The 20,047-nt window shown below is 66.8% G+C and carries 20 protein-coding genes; 14 read left to right on the forward strand and 6 right to left on the reverse strand.

Translation table 11 applies throughout. The features are described from left to right. Nucleotides 1-4 precede the first annotated feature (4 nt). Nucleotides 5-1,171, forward strand: a complete 1,167-nt coding sequence (locus P0D62_RS09235; protein WP_275702344.1) for a HipA domain-containing protein — start codon at nucleotides 5-7, stop codon at nucleotides 1,169-1,171. A 77-nt stretch (nucleotides 1,172-1,248) separates the two neighbouring features. Here P0D62_RS09235 and P0D62_RS09240 read toward each other — a convergent pair whose 3' ends face one another. After that, a complete protein-coding gene (locus P0D62_RS09240; protein ID WP_275702345.1) occupies nucleotides 1,249-1,725 on the reverse strand; it encodes a SixA phosphatase family protein in 477 nt (158 codons plus the stop codon). 123 nt (nucleotides 1,726-1,848) lie between these two features. On the opposite strand from P0D62_RS09240, the gene P0D62_RS09245 reads away from it, so the two are divergent. After that, nucleotides 1,849-2,019: a hypothetical protein gene (locus P0D62_RS09245; protein WP_275702346.1), complete on the forward strand. Its 171-nt coding sequence runs from the start codon at nucleotides 1,849-1,851 to the stop codon at nucleotides 2,017-2,019. A gap of 12 nt (nucleotides 2,020-2,031) precedes the next feature. Here the strand turns inward: P0D62_RS09245 and P0D62_RS09250 are convergent, their stop codons facing one another. Both P0D62_RS09250 and P0D62_RS09255 read right to left on the reverse strand, forming a co-directional pair. Beyond that, nucleotides 2,032-2,685: a response regulator gene (locus tag P0D62_RS09250; RefSeq protein ID WP_275702347.1), complete on the reverse strand. Its 654-nt coding sequence runs from the start codon at nucleotides 2,683-2,685 to the stop codon at nucleotides 2,032-2,034. Continuing rightward, the gene (locus P0D62_RS09255; protein WP_275702348.1) at nucleotides 2,682-3,845 is read right to left on the reverse strand and encodes a sensor histidine kinase; all 1,164 of its coding nucleotides are present in this window, start codon (nucleotides 3,843-3,845) and stop codon (nucleotides 2,682-2,684) included. Before P0D62_RS09255 ends, P0D62_RS09250 begins: the two co-directional genes overlap by 4 nt. A gap of 178 nt (nucleotides 3,846-4,023) precedes the next feature. Between P0D62_RS09255 and P0D62_RS09260 the strand changes: the two genes are divergently transcribed. The 8 genes from P0D62_RS09260 (at nucleotide 4,024) to P0D62_RS09295 (ending at nucleotide 13,792) form a co-directional block, all read left to right on the forward strand. Further along, nucleotides 4,024-4,458 carry a hypothetical protein gene (locus tag P0D62_RS09260; RefSeq protein ID WP_275702349.1) on the forward strand — a complete coding sequence of 145 codons (435 nt, stop codon included), beginning with the start codon at nucleotides 4,024-4,026 and terminating at the stop codon, nucleotides 4,456-4,458. A gap of 4 nt (nucleotides 4,459-4,462) precedes the next feature. Next, nucleotides 4,463-5,218, forward strand: coding sequence for an EI24 domain-containing protein (locus tag P0D62_RS09265; RefSeq protein WP_275702350.1), 756 nt, complete (start codon nucleotides 4,463-4,465; stop codon nucleotides 5,216-5,218). Nucleotides 5,219-5,293: 75 nt separating this feature from the next. Beyond that, nucleotides 5,294-6,574, forward strand: coding sequence for an O-acetylhomoserine aminocarboxypropyltransferase/cysteine synthase family protein (locus P0D62_RS09270; RefSeq protein ID WP_275702351.1), 1,281 nt, complete (start codon nucleotides 5,294-5,296; stop codon nucleotides 6,572-6,574). Between the two features lie 17 nt (nucleotides 6,575-6,591). Next, nucleotides 6,592-7,728: a homoserine O-acetyltransferase MetX gene (gene metX, locus P0D62_RS09275; RefSeq protein ID WP_275702352.1), complete on the forward strand. Its 1,137-nt coding sequence runs from the start codon at nucleotides 6,592-6,594 to the stop codon at nucleotides 7,726-7,728. Further along, nucleotides 7,725-8,327: a methionine biosynthesis protein MetW gene (gene metW, locus P0D62_RS09280; protein ID WP_275702353.1), complete on the forward strand. Its 603-nt coding sequence runs from the start codon at nucleotides 7,725-7,727 to the stop codon at nucleotides 8,325-8,327. The genes metX and metW overlap by 4 nt, the downstream gene beginning before the upstream one ends. A gap of 30 nt (nucleotides 8,328-8,357) precedes the next feature. Further along, entirely contained in the window at nucleotides 8,358-10,601 is a 2,244-nt protein-coding gene (locus P0D62_RS09285) for a glycoside hydrolase family 3 N-terminal domain-containing protein (protein WP_275702354.1), read from the forward strand. Nucleotides 10,602-10,694: 93 nt separating this feature from the next. Continuing rightward, on the forward strand, nucleotides 10,695-11,951 hold the full coding sequence (locus tag P0D62_RS09290) for an MFS transporter (RefSeq protein ID WP_275702355.1): 1,257 nt from the start codon (nucleotides 10,695-10,697) through the stop codon (nucleotides 11,949-11,951). Nucleotides 11,952-12,091: 140 nt separating this feature from the next. Further along, nucleotides 12,092-13,792 carry a glycoside hydrolase family 13 protein gene (locus P0D62_RS09295; protein WP_275702356.1) on the forward strand — a complete coding sequence of 567 codons (1,701 nt, stop codon included), beginning with the start codon at nucleotides 12,092-12,094 and terminating at the stop codon, nucleotides 13,790-13,792. An 80-nt stretch (nucleotides 13,793-13,872) separates the two neighbouring features. Here P0D62_RS09295 and P0D62_RS09300 read toward each other — a convergent pair whose 3' ends face one another. Next, nucleotides 13,873-14,763, reverse strand: a complete 891-nt coding sequence (locus P0D62_RS09300) for a 5'-3' exonuclease (RefSeq protein ID WP_275702357.1) — start codon at nucleotides 14,761-14,763, stop codon at nucleotides 13,873-13,875. Nucleotides 14,764-14,798: 35 nt separating this feature from the next. Between P0D62_RS09300 and lnt the strand changes: the two genes are divergently transcribed. From lnt to P0D62_RS09315, 3 genes are read left to right on the forward strand one after another with little or no spacing between them, the layout of a single operon-like run. After that, nucleotides 14,799-16,367, forward strand: a complete 1,569-nt coding sequence (gene lnt / locus P0D62_RS09305; RefSeq protein ID WP_275702358.1) for an apolipoprotein N-acyltransferase — start codon at nucleotides 14,799-14,801, stop codon at nucleotides 16,365-16,367. Between the two features lie 26 nt (nucleotides 16,368-16,393). After that, nucleotides 16,394-17,179 carry a polyprenol monophosphomannose synthase gene (locus P0D62_RS09310; protein WP_275702359.1) on the forward strand — a complete coding sequence of 262 codons (786 nt, stop codon included), beginning with the start codon at nucleotides 16,394-16,396 and terminating at the stop codon, nucleotides 17,177-17,179. Nucleotide 17,180: 1 nt separating this feature from the next. Next, nucleotides 17,181-17,726: an FxsA family protein gene (locus tag P0D62_RS09315; protein WP_275702360.1), complete on the forward strand. Its 546-nt coding sequence runs from the start codon at nucleotides 17,181-17,183 to the stop codon at nucleotides 17,724-17,726. On the opposite strand, the gene P0D62_RS09320 is transcribed toward P0D62_RS09315, so the two are convergent. Together P0D62_RS09320 and P0D62_RS09325 are read right to left on the reverse strand one after the other, a co-directional pair. Beyond that, nucleotides 17,720-18,061: an RNA polymerase-binding protein RbpA gene (locus tag P0D62_RS09320; RefSeq protein ID WP_275702361.1), complete on the reverse strand. Its 342-nt coding sequence runs from the start codon at nucleotides 18,059-18,061 to the stop codon at nucleotides 17,720-17,722. The genes P0D62_RS09315 and P0D62_RS09320 overlap by 7 nt on opposite strands. Nucleotides 18,062-18,114: 53 nt before the next feature. Further along, nucleotides 18,115-18,885 carry a glycerophosphodiester phosphodiesterase gene (locus tag P0D62_RS09325; RefSeq protein WP_275702362.1) on the reverse strand — a complete coding sequence of 257 codons (771 nt, stop codon included), beginning with the start codon at nucleotides 18,883-18,885 and terminating at the stop codon, nucleotides 18,115-18,117. Nucleotides 18,886-18,949: 64 nt separating this feature from the next. Here P0D62_RS09325 and pdxY point away from each other — a divergent pair, with 64 nt between their 5' ends. Continuing rightward, nucleotides 18,950-19,801 (forward strand): pyridoxal kinase PdxY, encoded by an 852-nt coding sequence (gene pdxY / locus P0D62_RS09330; protein ID WP_275702363.1) that lies wholly within the window; start codon nucleotides 18,950-18,952, stop codon nucleotides 19,799-19,801. Nucleotides 19,802-20,047 lie beyond the last annotated feature (246 nt).

Genomic DNA, 20,047 nt, shown 5'->3' on the forward strand with positions numbered 1-20,047 from the left:
ATTCATGCATGGCAAGCCTCTCGGCGTTTTCGTGGAGACGGGGTCAAGCACGGCGCACTTCGCCTACGAGACGTCCTACGCAGGTACCCCGCTGTCACTGTCGATGCCGCTGGGGGAGAAGCCCGACGAAGAGGTCGCGTACGCCTACCTTGAGAACCTTCTGCCGGAGAATGAGGTGGCCAGGAGCCGATTGGCCGACCTCGTGCATGCACCGGATGACACTTTCGGGCTGCTTGCTGCGATCGGTGAAGATGTCGCTGGCGCCGCGGTGCTCTCTCCAGATCCAGAACTGCCGAGCCGCGTGCCCACGCCGCCGTATGAGGCGAGCATCGATCAGATCGCCTACTGGGTGACTGTGCTCAAGCGCGATCCCTCGGCGCCGCCGCCGGATGGCATTGCTCCGAGATTCTCGTTGGCGGGTCAGCAGGCCAAGTTCTCGCTGTCCCTGATCGGGGACTCGTGGTTCTGGTCCACTGCCGAGGTGCCGTCGACGCACATCTTCAAGCCTGAGTTCGAGAAGCACCGAGGGCTGCAGCGCGCCGAGGATGCGTGCTTGCAGGTGGCGCAGGAGGTCGGCGTGCTGGCATCCCAGGCGGAAGTGATGACGTTTCGCGGGCAAGAGGTCTTCACCACCAGACGGTGGGACCGAGCCAACGGTGCCCGCATCCATGCCGAGGATCTTCTGCAGGCCTACGGCGACGTCTGGTCCGACAAGTACGGGATCTACGCGGACGACGCGCGCCGCTTCATGGCGCGCTACGGCCTTGAGAAAGAGCACCTGCGACAAGTGCTCTTCAACGTCGCCATCGGCAACTCGGACGCGCACGCCAAGAACTACTCGCTGCTTCTCGCCGGCAGCCAGGTGCGACTGGCACCGATCTACGACACGGTCCCCATGTTCCTCTGGCCGCAGTACGACCAGAACTTATGCATCACAGTCAACGGCAAGACGACACTTCACAACGTGACAGAGCCGGACTGGATCGCGTGGGCGCAGCAATGCGGCTACGAACCGGAGCTGGTTGTCACTGAGATGCGCAGGATCTTCAAGGAGGTCGGAGAGCGCCTGCCGTCTGCCTTTTCCGAAGCGGGTCTTGGAACGAACGCTGTGGACGAGGCCTACAGGTACGTCACGCTCACCCGCGCAAGCCTGTCGAGGCCGGTTCGGTAGTTGTCGTGCGAGGCTGCCAGCGCTGGTTATGTGGCTCGGTGTACCTATGGCGGTACACGCCGCGCCCCATGTCAGTCCTATGAACGGGAGCGAGGAGTGTCGTAGCTCATGGCGTCGGCGGGAGGCATGACGTCTTGCCACTCTTCGAGGTTCCAGGTGAAGGTCGCGACCGCGCAGGTGGGCATGTGCGTGATGCGCCCGGCCGAGAGCCTGCTGGCGAGGTCTGAAAGCCCGGGGTCGTGTGCGACGAGCATCACCGACGACACCCCTGCCCTTCCAGCGACAAGGAGGAGGTCACGGGCTGAGGCGTGGTAGAGGTCGTCCTCGAGTTCGACGGGTATTCCAAGTTCTGCCCCAAAAGCAGATGCTGTGGTGCGTGCCCGCACGGCTGTGCTCGAGAGGATGCGTTGCACCTCGACGCCGGCGTCGACGAATCGTCGAGCCATCATCGGCGCGTTGCGGGCGCCGCGTTCGTTGAGCGGCCGGTCATGATCGGCGAGCCAGGGGTCGCTCCAATCGGACTTGGCATGTCGTACGAGCGTCAGAGTGATCACGATGCCTCCTGGGCCTCATTATCCCCCCGACTGGGAGGCGACGCTGTTACCTTCCAGAGCCCTTGAAGAGTAGGGCCGGTAAACTCTGTCGCCTGTACGACAACCAGAGGGTGAGGAGGGACGATGAGCAAGAACGGCAAACAGAGCGACAAGCCGCAGACCGGAGCGAATCCGGAGATGGCGCAGGCGATGCGCGAGATCCGCCGCTCCAACGCCGCGGTCCCTCACGTGCCAGCTCCGCGGAAGGGCACGCGTCGCGAGCAGGAACGTCGAGCCATCGCCGACTTCCGCTGATGACAAGCGGCGTCAGCCGCGGTCGACCAGCCCCGCGCGATGGGCGATCACCACGAGTTGGGCTCGGTCTCTGGCATCGAGCTTGTGCAGGAGCCGGCCCACATAGGTACGGGCCGTCGCGGGGCTGATGAAGAGTCGCTCGGCGATCTCCACATTGTTGAGGCCTTGGCCGATGGCAGCGAGCACGTCGACCTCCCGCGGCGCGAGCTTTTCCAGGACCCCAGGGTCGGGTGCGACGCGCGTGGATGCGGCAGAGCGCATCACCGTACGCGTGACCTCTGGGGAGAGGACCGGGCGTCCTGAGGCAACGGTGCGGATCGCCTCGCGGAGATCCCGAGGGTGGACGTCCTTCAGGAGATAGCCGTCGGCTCCCGCCTTGATCGCCTCCACCACCGTCTGGTCCTCGCCGAAGGTGGTGAGCACCAGCACCGCGACGCCCGCGAGGCTGGGATCCTCTCTGATCAGCTGGGTTGCCGTGATGCCGTCGAGGCCGGGCATACGAATGTCCATCAGGACGACATCGGGATGCGTCTCCCGGACGCGAGCCACCGCGGCACCTCCTTGATCGGCCTCTGCGACGATCCGGATGTCGCCGTCGTGCTCCGCCAGCGCGATCAGTCCGCTACGCAGGAGGGGCTCGTCCTCAGCGATCACCACCCTGATCACGCTCGGGCCTCCCGTGGCAGCAGGGCGCGCACAAGGAAGCCGGACGGAGTGTTCTCCGTGGTGACGGTGCCCCCGAGCAGGGCCGCCCGCTCCCTCATACCGACGATGCCGCGGCCTGAGACGAGCCGGTCGGAGGCACAGCCGCGTCCATCGTCGGCGATCTCCAGGACGAGCCGAGTTCCGTCGGTGCGGATGTCGATGTCGACGCGCCGAGCCTCGGCATGGCGCAAGACGTTGGTCAGCGACTCCTGCACGATCCGGAAGGCCGTGCTGGCGGTGATCACAGGGATGGGGGCGTCGTCGAGCCCGAGATGCACGCGGACATCCAGCCCGACGTCGCGCGCCGCTTGGGCGATCTGTTCGATACCGGCCAGGTTCAGCGGCGATCGCTCGGCGGCCCCATCTTCTCGTTGCAGCATCGAGATGGTGCGCCGCAGATCCGCCAAGGATGACTGCGTCGCGGACACCACGTTGTCCAACGCGCGGGCAACGGCCACATCGTCTTCGCCCAGCGCCTGCTGCGCGACGCGAGCTTGCACCGAGACCAGTGAGAGGGCATGTCCGATGGAGTCGTGAACGTCTCGCGCCAGTTGAACTCGCTCCGTCTGGATCTGGCGATCCGCGCGTTCCTCGTGGTGTCGGCGCTCCAGCAGGAGGACGCGGGCGTGCTGTTCGTCGAGCGAGCGGCGGTGCCGCACGGCGGTGGCCAGGGCGACGGCGCAGCCAATGAGGGCGGCGTTGGTCACCACGTCGTAGGCGAGCACATGGCTCGCCTCGCCGTCGTCGACTCGGAAGTACAGCGACACCGCGAGCAGGATCGCGCCCGCGGAGAGCGTCGTGACCACGCGGCCTCGCTCCGCCGCGCTATAGAAGGCGCCGACGACGGGCACGGCCATACCGATCGGGGGATAGCCGATGGCGTAGTAGACGAAGACCGCCAGGATGCTGATCACGAGTACGCCGGTGGGGGTGAAACGCCGAGCCAGGAGCAGCAGACCGAACCCGGCGGCGAAGAGGTAGGCCCCAGGCGCATGCCGCCCGCCGTCGCCGGATCCGATCGCGATGATCAGAGCGACGGCGATCGACTGGCCGGCGGCCAGCAAGCCGGTGAGCACCCATCCCGGCACTTCCGGGGCTTGCCGGTCGAATGTGGTCGGCATCGTTCACCCTCCTTCTCCATCCGCTTCCATCCGATCCCCTCATCATCGCATCCGTGAAGCGCGGCTCCTGTACGTCGAAAAGCGACATCCGGGGGACGTCGACATACGACCATGAGACCGGTCATTCGCGCGCTCGGACGGACGCGCCGTCCGGTGCCGCACACCTAGCGTGAAGGTCATGAACGACACGACTCACAGCTCCGCGATCACCCGTCGTCTGCACTGGCCCCTGGTGACCGGGCTGGCGGCGCTGGCCCTCATCCGCCCCCTCTTCTCGATCGTCGGCCTGACCGACCTGCTCGGCAAACCGGTGACCCCGATCGCCCTGACCATCGCGATCTCGCTGGCGTGGGTGCTGATCGTCGGGCTCAGCCGGGTGGCCTCCCCGATCCTCACCTTGGTGGCCGCCGGTCTCGTCTACGCGTTGATGGCCATCCTGCTGAGCGCGGTGCTCTCCCCGATCCTTACAGGCGAGTTGCAGGGGCCATTGGCGATGCCGCTCGCGATCGTACCGATGCTCCTCACCAATGCGCTGTGGGGGTTTCTTGCCGGAGTGCTCGCGCAGCTCGTGCAGCGGACGCGCGGGGCGCTTTCAGACGATCTGTCACAGTAGGAGCATGTTCCAAGAGTTTGTCCACGGCTTCACGACGTTGTTGCGCGGCTTCGGCTACTGGTCGCGGAACCCACGCAGGATGGCGATCAGCGCGATCCCGGCGCTCATCGTTGGAGCGATCATGTTCGGCCTGCTGATCTGGATCGGGGCCTCGTCCTACGACTGGGCGACGGCGCTGACCGGCTTCGCTTCCGGGTGGACTGCCTCGGTGGCCGCGGTGCTGCGCGGGGTGGTGGCCGGGGCCATCGTCGGCGGCGCGGGCTTCCTGATGGTGATCAGCTATGCAGCGATCACGCTGCTGGTGGGCCAGCCGTTCTTCGAGAAGGTGTGGCGCGACGCCGAGCGCGACCTGGGCGGCGCGGCGCTGACCGAGTTGTCACTGTGGGAGTCGGTGCGCAGGGGAGTGGGCGACGCGCTCAGGCTGGCGGGCGTCGCGCTCGTCACGGCCATCGGGGTGTTCCTGGTGAGCCTGATTCCGCTTGTGGGGGCGCCGGTCGCCGGCGTGGTGGGCGCTCTGTTCGCGGGTCGGATGCTGTCGGTCGAGCTCACCTCACTTCCGGGCGACGCCCGTGGCCTGACGCTCGATCAGCGTCAGGCGCTGCTCGCCGGCCGACGGGCACGGCAGCTGGGCTTCGGCGTGGGGGCCTATCTGATCTTCCTCATTCCCGGGGTCGCCGTGATCGGCACGCCGGCCGCGATCGTCGGAGGAACCCTGCTGATCCGGGAGCTTCGCGGAGAGCCGCACGCGTTCCCGCGATAGCCGAGACGCCCGCTATCGGCCGTCCCCAGCCCCTACTCTTCGGGGAGCAGCAACGACCTTCTTAAGGGGAAGCAGATGACTCATCGTCTCGAGACCATCGCGGTGCACGCGGGCCAGGAGCAGCCGGATCCGGCGACCAACTCCCGGGCGGTGCCGATCTACCAGACCACCTCCTACGTCTTCGACGACACCCAGCACGCGGCCGACCTGTTCGCGCTGTCCAAGCCCGGCAACATCTACACCCGACTGATGAACCCGACGCAGAACACCCTGGAGGAGCGGATCACCGCGCTGGAGGGCGGCGTCGGATCGCTGGCCGTGGCATCCGGCATGGCCGCCGTCACATACTCGGTGCTCAACCTCACCTACGCCGGCGACAACATCGTCGCCCTTTCCACGCTCTACGGCGGCACCTTCGCGCTGTTCGCCCACACCCTGGAGCAGTACGGCATCACCACGCGCTTCGTCGACCCGGCCCGCCCCGAGGATCTCGCGAACTACGTCGACGACAAGACAAAGCTGGTCTTCGCCGAGACCATCGGCAACCCGGCGCTGAACGTCGTGGATCTCGACGCGTGGGCCGAGGCCGCGCATGCCCACGGGCTGCCGTTGATCGTCGACAACACCGTCCCGACGCCCTACCTGACTCGCGCTTTCGACCACGGTGCCGACATCGTCGTGCATGCGGCGACCAAGTACCTGGGAGGCCACGGCACCACGCTCGCCGGCGTGATCGTCGACTCCGGGCGCTTCGACTGGGCGGCCCACGCCGAGCGTTTCCCCGGCCTGTCGGGCCCGGATCCGGCCTACCACGGCGTCGTCTGGACCGACGCCGCCGGCCCTGCCGCCTACATCATCCGGGCCCGCACGGTGCTGTTGCGCAACACCGGCGCCGCGATCGCGCCGCTCAACTCCTGGCTGATCCTGCAGGGCACCGAGACGCTGCACCTGCGCATGGAGCGTCACAGCAGCAACGCGCTGGCTGTCGCGAAGTACCTCGAGGGCCACGAGAAGGTGGCCTGGGTGAACTACCCGGGGCTCGAGTCCAGCCCGACGCACGAGGTGGCCAAGCGCATCCTCAAGGGCGGCTTCGGCGGCCTGGTCTCGTTCGGGGTGAAGGCCGGACGCGAGGCCGGCTCGCGCTTCGTCGAGTCGCTAGGGCTGTTCAGCCACCTGGCCAACATCGGCGACGTGAAGTCGCTGGTGATCCACAACGCCTCCACCACGCACTCGCAGCTCTCCGAGTCGGAACTGGAGGCGGCGGGCGTGCCGCCGGAGATGGTGCGCCTGTCTGTCGGCATCGAGCACATCGACGACTTGCTCGAAGACCTCGAGCAAGCCTTGGCCGCCCTCTGACCTGCCACAATGGGGGCGTGACTTCCCATCGCAGCGTCGGGCCGGTGAAAACCCAGTTCGCTCAGCTCTACGACCAGGACACCCCGCTGCAACTGCGCAGCGGGGCCGTTCTGGCGCCTGTGCAGGCCGCCTATGAGACCTATGGCACGCTGAACTCTCGACGCAGCAATGCCGTATTCATCTGCCACGCGCTCACCGGTGACGCGCACGCCGCCGGCTTCCACGAGGGCGCGGAGCGGCCCGGCTGGTGGGACAACATGATCGGTCCGGGCAAGCCCATCGACACCGACGTGTGGTTCGTGGTGAGCGCCAACCTGCTGGGCGGCTGCAAGGGAACGACGGGACCCTCCGGCACCAACCCGGCCACCGGCAAGGCGTACGGGCTGGACTTCCCGTTGCTGGCGATCAGCGATTTCGTGACGATGCACCGTCGGCTGGGGCGCTATCTCGGCATCGACCATTGGGCGGCCGTGGTGGGCGGCTCGCTCGGCGGCATGCAGGTGCTGGACTGGACGCTGAGCCATCCGCAGGAGATCGACAACGCGCTGATCTTCGCGGCGTCGTCGCGGCTGACCGCGCAGAACATCGCCTTCTCCGCTGTGGGACGCCAGGCCATCATGCGCGATCCCGACTTCCACGGCGGCGACTTCGCCGCTCATGGCACCAGCCCCGACAAGGGCCTGTCGGTGGCGCGGATGATGGCGCACATCACCTACCTCTCGGAGGAGGCCTTCTCTGAGAAGTTCGGACGACAGGCCCAGTTCGAACGGCTCTCACCCAACTTCGACGTCGATTTCGCGGTGGAGAGCTACCTGGAGCACCAGGGTCAGCGGTTCCTCTCCCGCTTCGACGCGCTCAGCTACCTGTATCTGTCGCGGGCCATGGACTACTTCGACCCGTTCTCCGACGAGACCGCGCTGCCACGCTTGCAGGCGCACCCCGTCCGATGTCTGGTGACCAGCTTCGACTCGGATTGGCGCTTCTCACCCGAGCATTCGCGTCGGATCGTGCGCTATCTGGAGGGCGCGAAAGTGCCGGTGACGTTCCGCAACATCGCCTCGCCATGGGGCCACGACTCGTTCCTGTTGGAGATCGAGCAGTACCACGCGACGGTGCGCGCCTTCCTCGACCGTGCGGCGGAGGAGCTGCTATGACACCCCCACGCCTCGACCTCAAGCTGATCGCCCGCCTGATTCCCGAGAAGTCCCGGGTGCTCGATCTGGGCTGCGGCGATGGCAGCCTGCTGCGCATGCTGATGGACAAGGGCTGCACCGGAACCGGCGTCGAGATCGACCCCGACCAGGTGCTGAGCGCGATCCGGGCCGGCGTCGACGTGATCGACCTCGACCTCGACAGCCAGCTCTCCGAGTTCACCGATGACTCCTACGACGTCGTGGTGCTGTCGCGCACGCTGCAGGCGGTGCGCCGCCCCAAGGAGGTGCTGCGCGAGATCAGCCGGATCGCCGTGCACTCCGTGGTCTCGATGCCCAACTTCGCCCACTGGCGCAACCGGCTGCGGCTGCTCGGCGGGCGGATGCCGATGTCGAAGGATCTGCCGTTCGACTGGTTCGACACGCCCAACCTGCACTTCACCACGCTCGCCGACCTGGAGCCCCTGTTCGCCGAGTTGAACCTGCAGATCGATCGTCGTCTCATCCTCGACGACCGCGGGCGCATCCGGCCCTTCGGCAACGTCGGCGCCAACCTGTTCGGCAGCAGCGCGATGTACCTGCTGCACGCCGCGCGCAACTGACCTGCCCAGGACACGACCAAGGAGAGAGCTATGTCAGAGGGGACGGGCTTCTCGGCCCGCGTGGAGGAGCTCATCGACGCGATGAGCACGCAGGAGAAGATCGGGCAGCTGATCCAGTACTTCTATTTCAAGCTGCCTGCGGACACTGATCTGGCCGCCACGTCGGAGGGCATGCGGGAGCAGACGCGGATGGTCGAGGAGCAGCTCGCCCAGGGTCGTGCGGGGGCGTTGCTGTTCGTGCGCGACCCGGCCGACGTGAACCGGCTGCAGCGCGCGGCGATCGAGGGCAACCGGCATGGGATCCCGGCGCTGTTCGGCTACGACGTGATCCACGGCTTCCGCACGGTCTTCCCGGTGCCGATCGGCTTGGCGGCGACGTGGGATGAATCGATCATCGAAGAGGCGCAATCCGTAGCGGCGCGAGAGGCGCGGGCGGTCGGCATCCATTGGGCATTCGCGCCGATGGTCGACATCGCTCGGGATCCGCGTTGGGGCCGGATGATCGAAGGCGCGGGGGAGGATCCGCTGCTGGGCTCGGTCGTGGCCGCGGCGCAGGTGCGTGGCTTCCAAGGTGAGCGGCTCGGCGTTCCTGGCCGTCTGATCGCCGGGCCGAAGCACTTCCTCGGATACGGCGCCGCGCTCGGTGGCCGCGACTACGACGAGGTGGACCTGTCGGATCAGGAGATCTGGAACACTTACCTGCCGCCGTTCCGCGCGGCCGTCGAAGCGGGTGCTGGCAACATCATGGCTGCCTACATGGACCTCAACGGCGTGCCGGCCACCGGGAACAGGTGGCTGCTCACCGACGTGCTGCGCGACGAGCTGGGCTTCGATGGGTTCGTGGTGTCGGATGCCGACTCCGTCCGCGATCTTTTCACCCACCACTTCGCCTCCGACCTCACCGACGCCGGTGTGCGCGGGTTGAACGCTGGCGTGGATCTGGAGATGACAGCCTTCGATCCGGCCTTCTCGCATATTGAGGACGCGCTGGCCGACGGGAGGCTCACCGTCGAGCGGCTGGACCAGAGCGTGCGGCGACTTCTGTGTGTCAAGGAGCAGCTGGGATTGTTCGAGTCGCCCTATGTGGACGAGGACGAGGCTCAGCGGATCCTGAGCGCGCCGGAGCATCGGGTGGTCGCGCGCCGGGCCGCCGAGCAGGCTGCGGTGCTGCTGCGCAACGAGGGCGGTCTTCTTCCGCTCGACGCCGATCGGGTGGGTACCGTCGCGGTGATCGGACCACTGGCCGACTCGCGACGCGACATCATCGGCCCCTGGGTCTTCGACCACGACTCCTCGGAGACGGTCACCGTCGTCGATGGCATCCGGACCTACCTGGACGGACGGGCCCAGGTGGTGTTCGAGCGCGGCGTGGCCGAGCCGAAGCGCGGCACGCCGTCGATCTTCGACGTGTGGGGCGACCACAGCCCGTCCGCTCCTGCCGATTTCGATCCGCAGGCCGCGTTCCAGGCGGCGATCGACGCCGCCACCGTGGCCGACGTCGCCGTGATGGTGCTGGGGGAGCAGCAGGACATGATCGGGGAGAACGCGTCGCGCTCCGAGCTTCACCTGCCGGGCGATCAGCAGCGCTTGCTGGAGGCGGTGGTGGCCACCGGGACGCCCGTGGTGCTGGTGCTGATGAGCGGACGCCCGCTCGATCTGCGCTGGGCGGCCGAACATGTGCCGGCGATCCTCGAGGTCTGGTACCCGGGCACCCAAGGTGGCACCGCGGTGGCCAACCTGCTCTTCGGCGACACGGCACCGGCAGGACGGCTGCCGTTCACGTGGCCGCGTTCGGTGGGCCAGGTGCCGATCCATCACGCCGTCACCCGGTCGCATGCACCCGCCACCCAGTTCCAGCGCTACTGGAACGAGGAGAGCGTGCCGTTGTTCCCCTTCGGATACGGGCTCGGTTACACCAGCTTCGAGTACGCCGATCTGCGACTCGACGCGGACACCGTCGGTCTCGACCAGACGATCACCGTGAGTGTCGACGTCACCAACACCGGCGACCGGGATGGCGTCGAAGTGGTGCAGCTGTACCTGCACCAGCGCTATGGCACGTCGTCACGGCCGCTGCGACAGCTGAAGGCCTTCCAGCGGGTGCACGTCGCAGCCGGAGCGACAGAGACGATTACGCTCGCCGTCGGGCCGGATGCGCGTCGTTATTGGAGCGCCGCCACCCGCGACTGGGTGCTCGAGCCCAGCGTCTTCGACGTGTGGGTGGGGTCCGACGCCACCGCGCAGCTGCACGCGGAGTTCACCGTCATCGAGTAACTCGGCGTCCGAAGGCCGAAGGGCCGCGCTGTCATTCCGGGACGTAAATGCGCCGAGTTTGTCGTGGCCCGCGAAATGAGTACGCTCGTACTCATGAGTTCTGTTGCTGCCACTCGGCCGTCCCAGGTCGACCGCCGGGCCCGTGGCGCCGTCGCGGCCTTGTTCCTCACCAACGGGGCGCTGTTCGCCAACATCATTCCTCGCTATCCCGAGGTCAAGGAGATGCTGGGGCTGAGCAATGCGGTGTACGGGTTGTCGATTGCAGCCTTCCCGGTTGGCGCGATCATCGCCGGTCTCGCGGCGGCGGCGATCATCCGGCGCTTCGGTTCGGCGAAGGTCGCCGTGGCCGGAACGATCCTGACCAGCGTCGGGCTGCTTCTGGCCGGGTTGTCCTCGTCGGTGCTGCTGTTCGCGGCCGCGTTGTTCTTCGGTGGCGCGGCGGATGCCAACACCGATGTCGCGCAGAACGCTCACGGCCTGCGGGTGCAGCGCCGCTACGGACGCTCCATCATCAACTCCTTCCACGCCGTATGGTCGATCGGCGCGGTACTCGGTGGCGCCATGTCGGCAGGGGCGATCGCGCTCGGGCTCTCACTGGGCACGCATCTGGCGATCTCTGGCGTGCTGTTCTCCGTCGTCTCCCTGACGGCGCTGCGGTTCTGCCTGCCCGGCAAGGACGAGGAGGAAGACGAAGAGGCCATTGCGGATGTCGACGAGATCCGCACCACCGTGCGAACCGGTGCCACCACGCGCACCATCCTCATTCTGACCGCGCTGACCGTGATCGCGACGATGGGCACCATCGTCGAGGATGCCGGCAACTCCTGGGCCACCCTGTACCTCACGTCCTTGGGCGCCCCCGCGGCGTTGGCCGCCACGGGCTTCATTGCCCTGGTCGGCGCGCAGTTCATCGGACGCCTGCTCGGGGACGGCCTGGTGGACCGCTTCGGCCAGCGCACCATTGGTCGCGCGGGTGCGTTCATCACCGCGGCGGGCATGGGCGTCGCGCTTGCCTTTCCGAGCATTGCCGGCACCATCCTGGGCTTCGCCGCCGCCGGCTTCGGCGTCGCCACCCTGGTGCCAGCGGCGATGCAGGAGGCTGACGACCTTCCCGGGCTGCGCCACGGCACAGGGCTGACCGTCGTCTCGTGGCTGATGCGCCTGGGGTTCCTGTTGTCCCCGCCGATCGTCGGGATGATCGCCGATGCCACGAGCCTGCGCGTGGGCCTGATGGCCATCCCGTTGGCCGGTGTCGTGGTGCTGATCCTTGCCAGCGTGCTCAGCAACCGCCCGAACGCAAAGGCCACCGCGACCGATGATCCTGCCTCGGTTCCCTCGCACTCGAACTGAGCGCATTTGACGGCGACGCGAGCGCTGTTAGGCTAGATGCGCACAGATAAATTCGATCTTCGAATTTGTGCCCCTAAATCTCTCTGGCTAGCGATTATGCAGCCAAAACCACAATGCGTCCAGGAAGGACACACGCGCCCATGGCACTCTCCCCGCACGACGTCTTCAACGCGCCCGATTGGTGGCGTCAGGCCGTCGTCTACCAGATCTACCCGCGCAGCTTCGCCGATGCGAATGGCGACGGCATCGGCGACCTCAAGGGCATCACGTCGAAGGTGGGCTATCTCAAGGAGCTCGGCGTCGACGCGGTGTGGCTGAGCCCGTTCTATCCCTCGGCGCTGGCCGATGGCGGCTACGACGTCGACGACTACCGCGATGTCGACCCGAAGATCGGCACCCTCGACGACTTCGACGAGATGGTCGCGGCTTTGCATGCCGCTCACATCAAGGTTGTCGTCGACATCGTGCCCAACCACTGCTCGGATCGCCACGAGTGGTTCACCGCCGCGGTCGCGGCGGGCAAGGGATCACCCGAGCGCGAGCGTTTCATCTTCCGCGACGGCAAGGGAGACAACGGGGAGCTGCCGCCCAATAGCTGGTTGTCGATCTTCGGCGGCGGTGCCTGGGAGCGGGTCACCGAACCCGACGGCACTCCGGGTCAGTGGTACTTCCACCTGTTCGCCAAGGAACAGCCTGATTGGAACTGGGAGCATCCGGATGTGCATGCGGACTTCCTTGAGACGCTGCGTTTCTGGTCGGATCGGGGCGTCGACGGGTTCCGCGTCGACGTCGCCCATGGCCTGAAGAAGAACCTCGACCCGGCCTACGACATGATCGCCAATATCCTCGGCGGCACCGAGCTGTTCCTCGACGGGCAGCACCCGATCTGGGACCGCGACGACGTGCAGGACATCTACGCCGAGTGGCGCACCGTGTTCAACGAGTACGATCCGCCGCGCACCGCTGTGGCCGAGGCATGGGTGGCGCCGCATCGCCAGGCCCGCTACTCGTCGCCGGACGGCCTGGGTCAGACCTTCAACTTCGATCTGCTGCGCGCACGTTTCGAGGCTGGCCACTTCCACGACATCATCGAGCGCAACCTCAAGGCAGCCGCCGAGCTGGACGGCTCGACGACGTGGGTGTTCTCCAACCACGACGTGGTGCGTCACGCCACCCGCTACGGGCTCGAGGGCGGCAGCCTGGGCGCGTCGGCCCCGGGCGCTGGTGCCACCGTCGGCGGCAACGACGGCAAGCAGTGGCTGTTCGACGGCGGTGACCCGGCTGAGGTTGATCAGGTCAAGGGTCTTCGACGGGCCCGCGCGGCCACGCTGTTCATGCTCGCCCTGCCCGGCTCCGCCTACCTGTACCAGGGCGAGGAACTGGGCTTGCAGGAGGTCGGCCAGATCCCCGACGATCAGCGTCAGGATCCGGCGTTCTTCCGCAACCGCGAGGTAGAGGTGGGCCGCGATGGCTGCCGGGTGCCGCTGCCCTGGGCCCGTGAGGGGTCGTCCTTCGGCTTCGGAACAGGCGGCGCGCACCTGCCCCAGCCCGAATGGTTCGGCGACTACGCCGTCGAGGTGGAGTCCGGCGATCCGGCCTCGACGCTGAACATGTACCGCAAGGCCCTGGCGTTGCGCAGTGCGCTGGAATGCGACGAAACACTCCAGTGGACCGAGATCGGCGAGACCGTGCTCGGCTTCGTCCGCCCCAACGGCTGGCACGCGGTGATGAACTTCGGCACCGAGCCCGTCGCCCTGCCCGCCGGTGAGGTACTGCTGTCCAGTGGCCCGCTTGCCGTCGGTCAGCTGCCCGGCGAGACCACCGTCTGGCTGCGCGGCTGAGCCTGAGACACAAGCGCCCCGTCGCAGACCTGAACGTCTGCGACGGGGCGCTTCGTCGTGTCGGCCCGGCTCGGTCGGGCTCAGCTCAGCGCAGCGATGGCCCTCGTCATCGAGCCCCCGAGGCCCAGGCGCTCGCCCAGCTCTGCTGCTCGTTGCTCGTCGACGCCGCGTCGAGTCGGTGTCGGCAACGGTAGATCGAGGACGCACGCCACCACCTGTCGGGCGGGCTCCAGATAGTCCGCCGCGGCGAGGAGCTTGGCTCGCATGGCCTTCGCCATCGGGGAGCTCGGATCCTCGGCGGCCGCCAGCATGGCCGACAGGGAGGGATAGGTCGTCACCAACGAGGCCGCCGACTTCTCGCCGATGCCCTTGACTCCCGGCAGCCCGTCGGAGGGGTCGCCGCGCAGCACCGCGAAGTCGACGTAACGATCGGGGCTCACGCCGTACTTCTCGACCAGCAGATCGGGAGTGACCACCTCATGCTTCGCGACGCTGCGGGCGATGTAGACGACGCTGGTGTCTGCGGAGGCCAGCTGGAACAGGTCCCGGTCTCCCGTGACGACGAACGTGTGGCTGTCGTTGGCGGCGGCGAGCGAGGCCAGCACGTCGTCGGCCTCATGCTCCGCCGCGCCCACGACAGGCAGGCCAAGAGCGTCGAGGCATTCCCGGATCAGCGGCACCTGGATGCTGAGATCCGCCTCCACCTGCTCAGCCTCAGCTCCCGCGACTTCCACGACGCGGTGCGCCTTGTAGCTGGGCACCAGGTCGACGCGCCACTGCGGACGCCAATCGTCGTCCCAAGCGCAGGCCACCTGGTCAGGCCCGTACTGCGACACCAGCCGGGCGATGAAGTCGAGCGTGCCGCGCACGGCGTTGACCGGAGTCCCATCGGGAGCGCGGAAGCTGCTCGGCACGCCGAAGTAGGCGCGGAAATACAGATACGACGTGTCGAACGCCATCAAGGTGCCCATCCGCACATGCTGCCACATTGGGTACGCTTCGAGGCGTGAATGAGCGCCCTAAGCCATGGAGCCAGGTTGTGATACCCCGCTGGTTGTCGGCGGTGCTTGCGGTCCTGACCGGACTGCTGATCGGCCTCGGGCAAGCCCCGATGGGAGTCTGGCCGGCGACCATGGTGGGGCTCGCCCTCATGACCTGGCTGCTCAGCGGACGACGCGCCAAGCAGGCGGCCGGCTATGGCTACTTGATCGGGCTGTCGATGAACGCCCTCACCATCTCCTGGGTCGCGATGCTGGGTGCCTCCATAGGGTCGCCCATGGTGGGGGTCGCCGTCGCGGTGGTGCTGGTCGCGTTCATGGCGCTGTGGTTCGCGCTGCTGGGCGCGGTGCTGCCCGCGCTGCTCACTCTGCGCTGGTGGCCGGCGTTCGTCGCTGCGGCGTGGGTGGCGATGGAGTTCCTGTCAGGGAGCGTCCCCTTCGGCGGCTTCTCTTGGACGCGCCTCGCCTACACCACCGTCGATCAGCCGCTGTCGGGCTGGCTGCCCTACGTAGGGGTCACCGGCGTGGCGTTCCTCGTCGCGCTGGCCTCGCAGCTTCTCCTGGTGATCCCGGAGCGGCGCCGACGTGTGGCCGCCATCGTCGCGGTGTTCGCCTTCTTCGTCGTCGGGGGAGCACTGCGCTGGGTTCCCCTAGCGGAACCCGACGAAGCCCTGAGCCTGACCGTGGTCCAGCCCAACGTCAACCGCGCGGAGAAGGGCACTCCCAACTACGCGCGGGCCGTCACCAACAACGCGTTCAGCGAGACCCTGCTGGCGACCGCCGCCAACCGGGCGCTCGGCGAGCAGCCCATGGACATGATCGTCTGGCCCGAGAACGCCACCGACACGGATCCCTATCTGGATGCGCCGACCCGCCGGCAGATCGAACTCTCGTCGCGCATCGCGGATGTGCCGATCCTGGTGGGCGCGGTCACGCTGGGCCAGGCCGACAACACGCGCGCCACCAGCGCCATCTGGTGGGATCCGGAGACCGGTCCGTCGTCGCGCTACGACAAACGCAACCTTGTGCCCTTCGGCGAATGGATCCCCATGCGCGACGCCTTGCTGCCGCTCTTGCCGGTGCTGGAACATGCCGGACGCCAATCCATCCCCGGCGAGATTCCGGGCGCCATCGCCACGCCGACGCAGCAGTGGCCGAATCTGGTGACGGGCGTCGTGATCTGCTTCGAGCTCGCCTACGACGCGACGGTCTACGACACCGTCCGCAATGGGGCCGAGATCGTCGTGTCGCAGTCGAACACCAACACCTATGCCGGCACCATGCAGATCTATCAGCAGCTCACCATCAACCGGGTGCGGGCGATGGAGCTGCAGCGAGAGGTGGTCGCGTCCACGCTCAACTCGGTGACGGCGCTGATCTCGCCGTCGGGCGAAGTGATCGAGCCCACCCGCGAGTTCGAGGCCGCGTCGCGTCACTTCTCCGTCCCCCTGCGTGACAACGTGTCGCTGGCCGCGCACCTGAGTCAGCCGATCGCCTGGCTCGCAACAGGCGTGGCCGCGCTCGGATTGGCACTGGCTCTGATCCAGCGGAAGAGGGCCGGTAAGCTAGGGCGGTAACAGATCTCCCTGGAGGCCCAATCCCCATGAACGATGTCTCGTCGCTCGGCCGTGTGCTGGTCGTCATTCCCACCTACAACGAGTCGCAGAACATCGAGTCGATCACGAGTCGGATCCGTCGCTCCGTGCCGGAGGCTCACATCCTGGTCGCCGACGACAACTCGCCCGACGGCACGGGCCAGATCGCTCACCGACTCGCGAGCCAGGACGAACACATCCACGTGATGCATCGCAAGGGCAAGCAGGGCCTCGGTGCGGCTTACCTCGCTGGGTTCCATTGGGGGCTCGACAACGGCTACGGCGTGATCGTCGAGCACGATGCCGACGGGTCGCACCAGCCCGAGCAGCTGCCGGCCCTCTTGCAGGCCCTGGCCGACGGTGCCGATATGGCCAAGGGGTCGCGCTGGGTGCCCGGCGGCAGCGTCGTGAACTGGCCCAAGCACCGCGAGTTCATCAGCCGAGGCGGATCGCTGTGGACGCGGTTCTGGCTCGGCATCCCCGTCAAGGACGCCACCGGCGGGTTCAACGCCTTCCGCTCCGAGACGCTGCGCGGCATCAATCTCGACGAGGTCGCCTCGGCCGGCTACTGCTTCCAGATCGACCTGGTGTGGCGGACGATTCGCAACGGATACAAGGTGACCGAGGTGCCCATCGAGTTCGTCGAACGAGAGTTCGGCGACTCCAAGATGAACCGCAACATCGTCGTCGAGGCGCTCATTCGCTCCACCCTGTGGGGGATCGAGTACCGGGTGGGTCAAGTGAGGCAGGCTATCGGATCGCTCTTCCGCCGTCGGGCACGCAGGGCGTCCTGACATGCTCGCGCGTCCCACCTCCGACCTCGGACGGCTGGTGCTTTTCGTCGGTCCGTTCGTGGTGTACGGGTTCGCCGAACTCGCGGTCATCATCCTCGTGGCCCAAGCGATCGGCTGGTGGACGCTCCTGGCGATGGCGGTGACCGCAGTCATCGGCATTTACTTGATGCAGCGCGAGGGACGCAAGGCCCTGGACACGGTGATGGACGTCACCCGTACCGGTCATCTTCCCCGCGGCGACATGTCGAAGACCGCGCTGTCGATGATGGGGGCGGTGCTGCTGGTGGTTCCCGGGTTCCTCAGCGACATCCTGGGCTTCTCCCTGGTGTTTCCGTTCACCCAGCCCTTCATCCGCTCGGCCATCTCCTGGTGGGCGGCACGCGCCATGCGTCGAAGCAATGTGGCGTGGAACGGCACCATCGAGGGCGAAGTGGTGGTGACTGATCAGTCAGACCCCTCGCATCCCGTCATCGAGGGAACGATCATCGAGCCCGACCCCGGATGGCGCCCCGTCGACCCGACGCGGGACGACGAGAGCCCTCAGTAAAGCGAGTTGGACTCGCGGCGCTTCGTGAGCTGCTCGTTCAAGATGTCTTCGAGCTCCGGGATGGAGCGCCGTTCCCGAAGCATGTCCCAATGGGTGCGGGCTGGCTTGGTGGCCTTCTCTTCGCCGACGACGCCATCGGAACGCACGGCCGTCGAGCCGCACTTCTTGCATTCCCACTCGGTGGGAAGCTCGGCCTCCAAAGCGAAGGTCACGTCGAAGTGATGGCCCTTGGGGCAGTCGAAGCCCAGACTCTGCCGCTGCGCGAACTCGATGCCTTGCTCGTCTTCGAAGGTCTTGGAACCCAGTCCGACGCCTCGTAGTGCGCGATCTGCCATATCGGCCCCTTTCTCCTCTATCAAGACAACGCTCGGTTGCTTCCCATCGTTCCCTATTGAGCGGACCACATGCCGCGATTACGCAGAACTCCTTTGAGAGAATCTGGCCGATCGGTGATGATGCCGTCCACGCCCCAGTCGATGAGTTGGTGCATCACGACGGGATCGTCGATGGTCCACACGTGAACCTTACGTCCGTAGTCATGGATGGCGGCGACGCGTTGGGGGGTGACCAGACGGACATCCAGTCCGAGAACCCTGTGAGAGATGGGGATCTGGAAAACATCGCCCCCCGTGGGACGGAAGCCGAGCCTGAGAGCTGCGACCGAGAGCGGGCCGAAGCTGGTGGTGACGCCGGAGCACAACCGGCGGAAGCGTCGCAGCCGCTTCTGGCTGAAGGCACCAACGCAGACCCGGTGCTCCGCATTGTGCTTGCGGAGCGTATCTGCGAGCAGGGCCGTGGTGCGCTCCACCTTCATATCGATGTTGAACCGCACGTGGGGGAAGCGCTCCAGCACCTCGTCGAGGGTGGGGATGGGCTCGCGACCGCCCACCCGGAGCTGTTTGAGGCGCGTGTAGGGGAGGTCGGAGATCTTGCCGTCCTCGTCGGTGAGCCTGGTCACGCTGTCGTCGTGAAAGATCACCAGGACGCCGTCGGAGGTGACCTGCACGTCGGTCTCGATGTAGCGGAACCCGAGCTTGACGGCGTTGTCGAACGCGCGGACGGTGTTCTCGATCCCCAGATTGTCGGTCAGCAAGGAGCCGCCCCGGTGAGCCATCGCGATGAACTCCTGAGACATGAAGGACTCCGCCGATTTCGCCATGAGCACATTATGCCCGTGCGGCGGCGCGCAGGGGCGAGGTAGCAGCGGTGGCACAATGTCTCGCATGTCTACGGTGCTTTCTATTCAGTCGGCTGTCGCCTACGGTCATGCCGGCAACTCGTCCGCCGTGTTCCCCCTCCAGCGTCAGGGCGTCGACGTCTGGCCGGTCTACACGGTGAACTTCTCCAACCACACGGGCTACGGCGCGTGGCGGGGTCCGCTGATCCCAGCCAGCGACGTGTGGGACGTGGTGCAGGGCATCGACGACCGGGGCGTGCTCGATCAGGTGGACGCGTTGCTGTGCGGATACCTGGGCACTCCGGAGGTGGGTCAGGTGATCCTCGACGCGGCGGCGCTGGTGAAGCAGCGCAATCCGCAGGCGATCTTCACTGCCGATCCCGTGATGGGGGACTCCGACCGTGGCTTCTACGCGCGCCCCGGCATTCCTGAGTTCTGGCGCGATCACGTCATCGCAGCGGCTGACATCACCACCCCGAACCTGTTCGAGCTAGAGTTCTTGACCGGTGAGAAGTCGACCACGATCGACGACGTGGTGCGCCTGGCCCGGGGCTTGCGTGAACGCGGCCCGCAGATCGTGCTCGTCACCTCGGTGGTGGGGGAGGGCCTCCCCGACGACCGGATGCGGATGATCGCCGTGGACGAGCACGAGGCATGGCAGGTCGAGACGCCGTTGCTCGACCGGACTTTCACCGGATCCGGAGACCTGACCACGGCGACTTTCCTTGCACATTGGCTGCGCACCCGGAACCTCGAGGAAACACTCGGCGCGACGGCGTCGATCGTCTACTCGGTGCTGGAGGCCACCGCGGCGTCAGGTCACCCCGAGCTGCGGCTCGTCGCCGCCCAGCAGGACATGGTCGAGCCCCGCTTCGTCTTCGAGGCGACCCGCCTCTGACCATCATTCACGCTCTTTTCGAGGCTCCGGCTTTGGGGCTCGTTCCTCGCCCCTGAGCCTTCGCACCTCAAAGAGCGTGGGGGTCAGTCTTCGACGGCGTTGCCCCAGAGAGCCGCTCCCTGAGGTGCGACGAAGGAGACGCTTCTATGTTTGTCAATGGTGGTTTTCGAGGTGTTTGAAGAGTTCTCGTGCGATGTAGCGTTTGAGACAGCGGCGGGCGCGTGGGAGGTCTGAGCCGCTTGTGAT

The sequence above is a fragment of the Tessaracoccus caeni genome, from assembly GCF_029211185.1.
Taxonomy (GTDB): domain Bacteria; phylum Actinomycetota; class Actinomycetes; order Propionibacteriales; family Propionibacteriaceae; genus Arachnia; species Arachnia caeni.

Excerpts from the sequence above, each read along its gene's own strand:
- P0D62_RS09235 (WP_275702344.1), top strand. The coding sequence starts at position 5 with ATGCATGGCAAGCCTCTCGGCGTTTTCGTGGAGACGGGGTCAAGCACG.
- P0D62_RS09245 (WP_275702346.1), top strand. The coding sequence starts at position 1,849 with ATGAGCAAGAACGGCAAACAGAGCGACAAGCCGCAGACCGGAGCGAAT.
- P0D62_RS09255 (WP_275702348.1), bottom strand. The coding sequence starts at position 3,845 with ATGCCGACCACATTCGACCGGCAAGCCCCGGAAGTGCCGGGATGGGTG.
- P0D62_RS09260 (WP_275702349.1), top strand. The coding sequence starts at position 4,024 with ATGAACGACACGACTCACAGCTCCGCGATCACCCGTCGTCTGCACTGG.
- P0D62_RS09265 (WP_275702350.1), top strand. The coding sequence starts at position 4,463 with ATGTTCCAAGAGTTTGTCCACGGCTTCACGACGTTGTTGCGCGGCTTC.
- P0D62_RS09270 (WP_275702351.1), top strand. The coding sequence starts at position 5,294 with ATGACTCATCGTCTCGAGACCATCGCGGTGCACGCGGGCCAGGAGCAG.
- metW (WP_275702353.1), top strand. The coding sequence starts at position 7,725 with ATGACACCCCCACGCCTCGACCTCAAGCTGATCGCCCGCCTGATTCCC.
- P0D62_RS09285 (WP_275702354.1), top strand. The coding sequence starts at position 8,358 with ATGTCAGAGGGGACGGGCTTCTCGGCCCGCGTGGAGGAGCTCATCGAC.
- P0D62_RS09290 (WP_275702355.1), top strand. The coding sequence starts at position 10,695 with ATGAGTTCTGTTGCTGCCACTCGGCCGTCCCAGGTCGACCGCCGGGCC.
- P0D62_RS09295 (WP_275702356.1), top strand. The coding sequence starts at position 12,092 with ATGGCACTCTCCCCGCACGACGTCTTCAACGCGCCCGATTGGTGGCGT.
- P0D62_RS09300 (WP_275702357.1), bottom strand. The coding sequence starts at position 14,763 with ATGGGCACCTTGATGGCGTTCGACACGTCGTATCTGTATTTCCGCGCC.
- P0D62_RS09310 (WP_275702359.1), top strand. The coding sequence starts at position 16,394 with ATGAACGATGTCTCGTCGCTCGGCCGTGTGCTGGTCGTCATTCCCACC.
- P0D62_RS09315 (WP_275702360.1), top strand. The coding sequence starts at position 17,181 with ATGCTCGCGCGTCCCACCTCCGACCTCGGACGGCTGGTGCTTTTCGTC.
- P0D62_RS09320 (WP_275702361.1), bottom strand. The coding sequence starts at position 18,061 with ATGGCAGATCGCGCACTACGAGGCGTCGGACTGGGTTCCAAGACCTTC.
- P0D62_RS09325 (WP_275702362.1), bottom strand. The coding sequence starts at position 18,885 with ATGGCGAAATCGGCGGAGTCCTTCATGTCTCAGGAGTTCATCGCGATG.
- pdxY (WP_275702363.1), top strand. The coding sequence starts at position 18,950 with ATGTCTACGGTGCTTTCTATTCAGTCGGCTGTCGCCTACGGTCATGCC.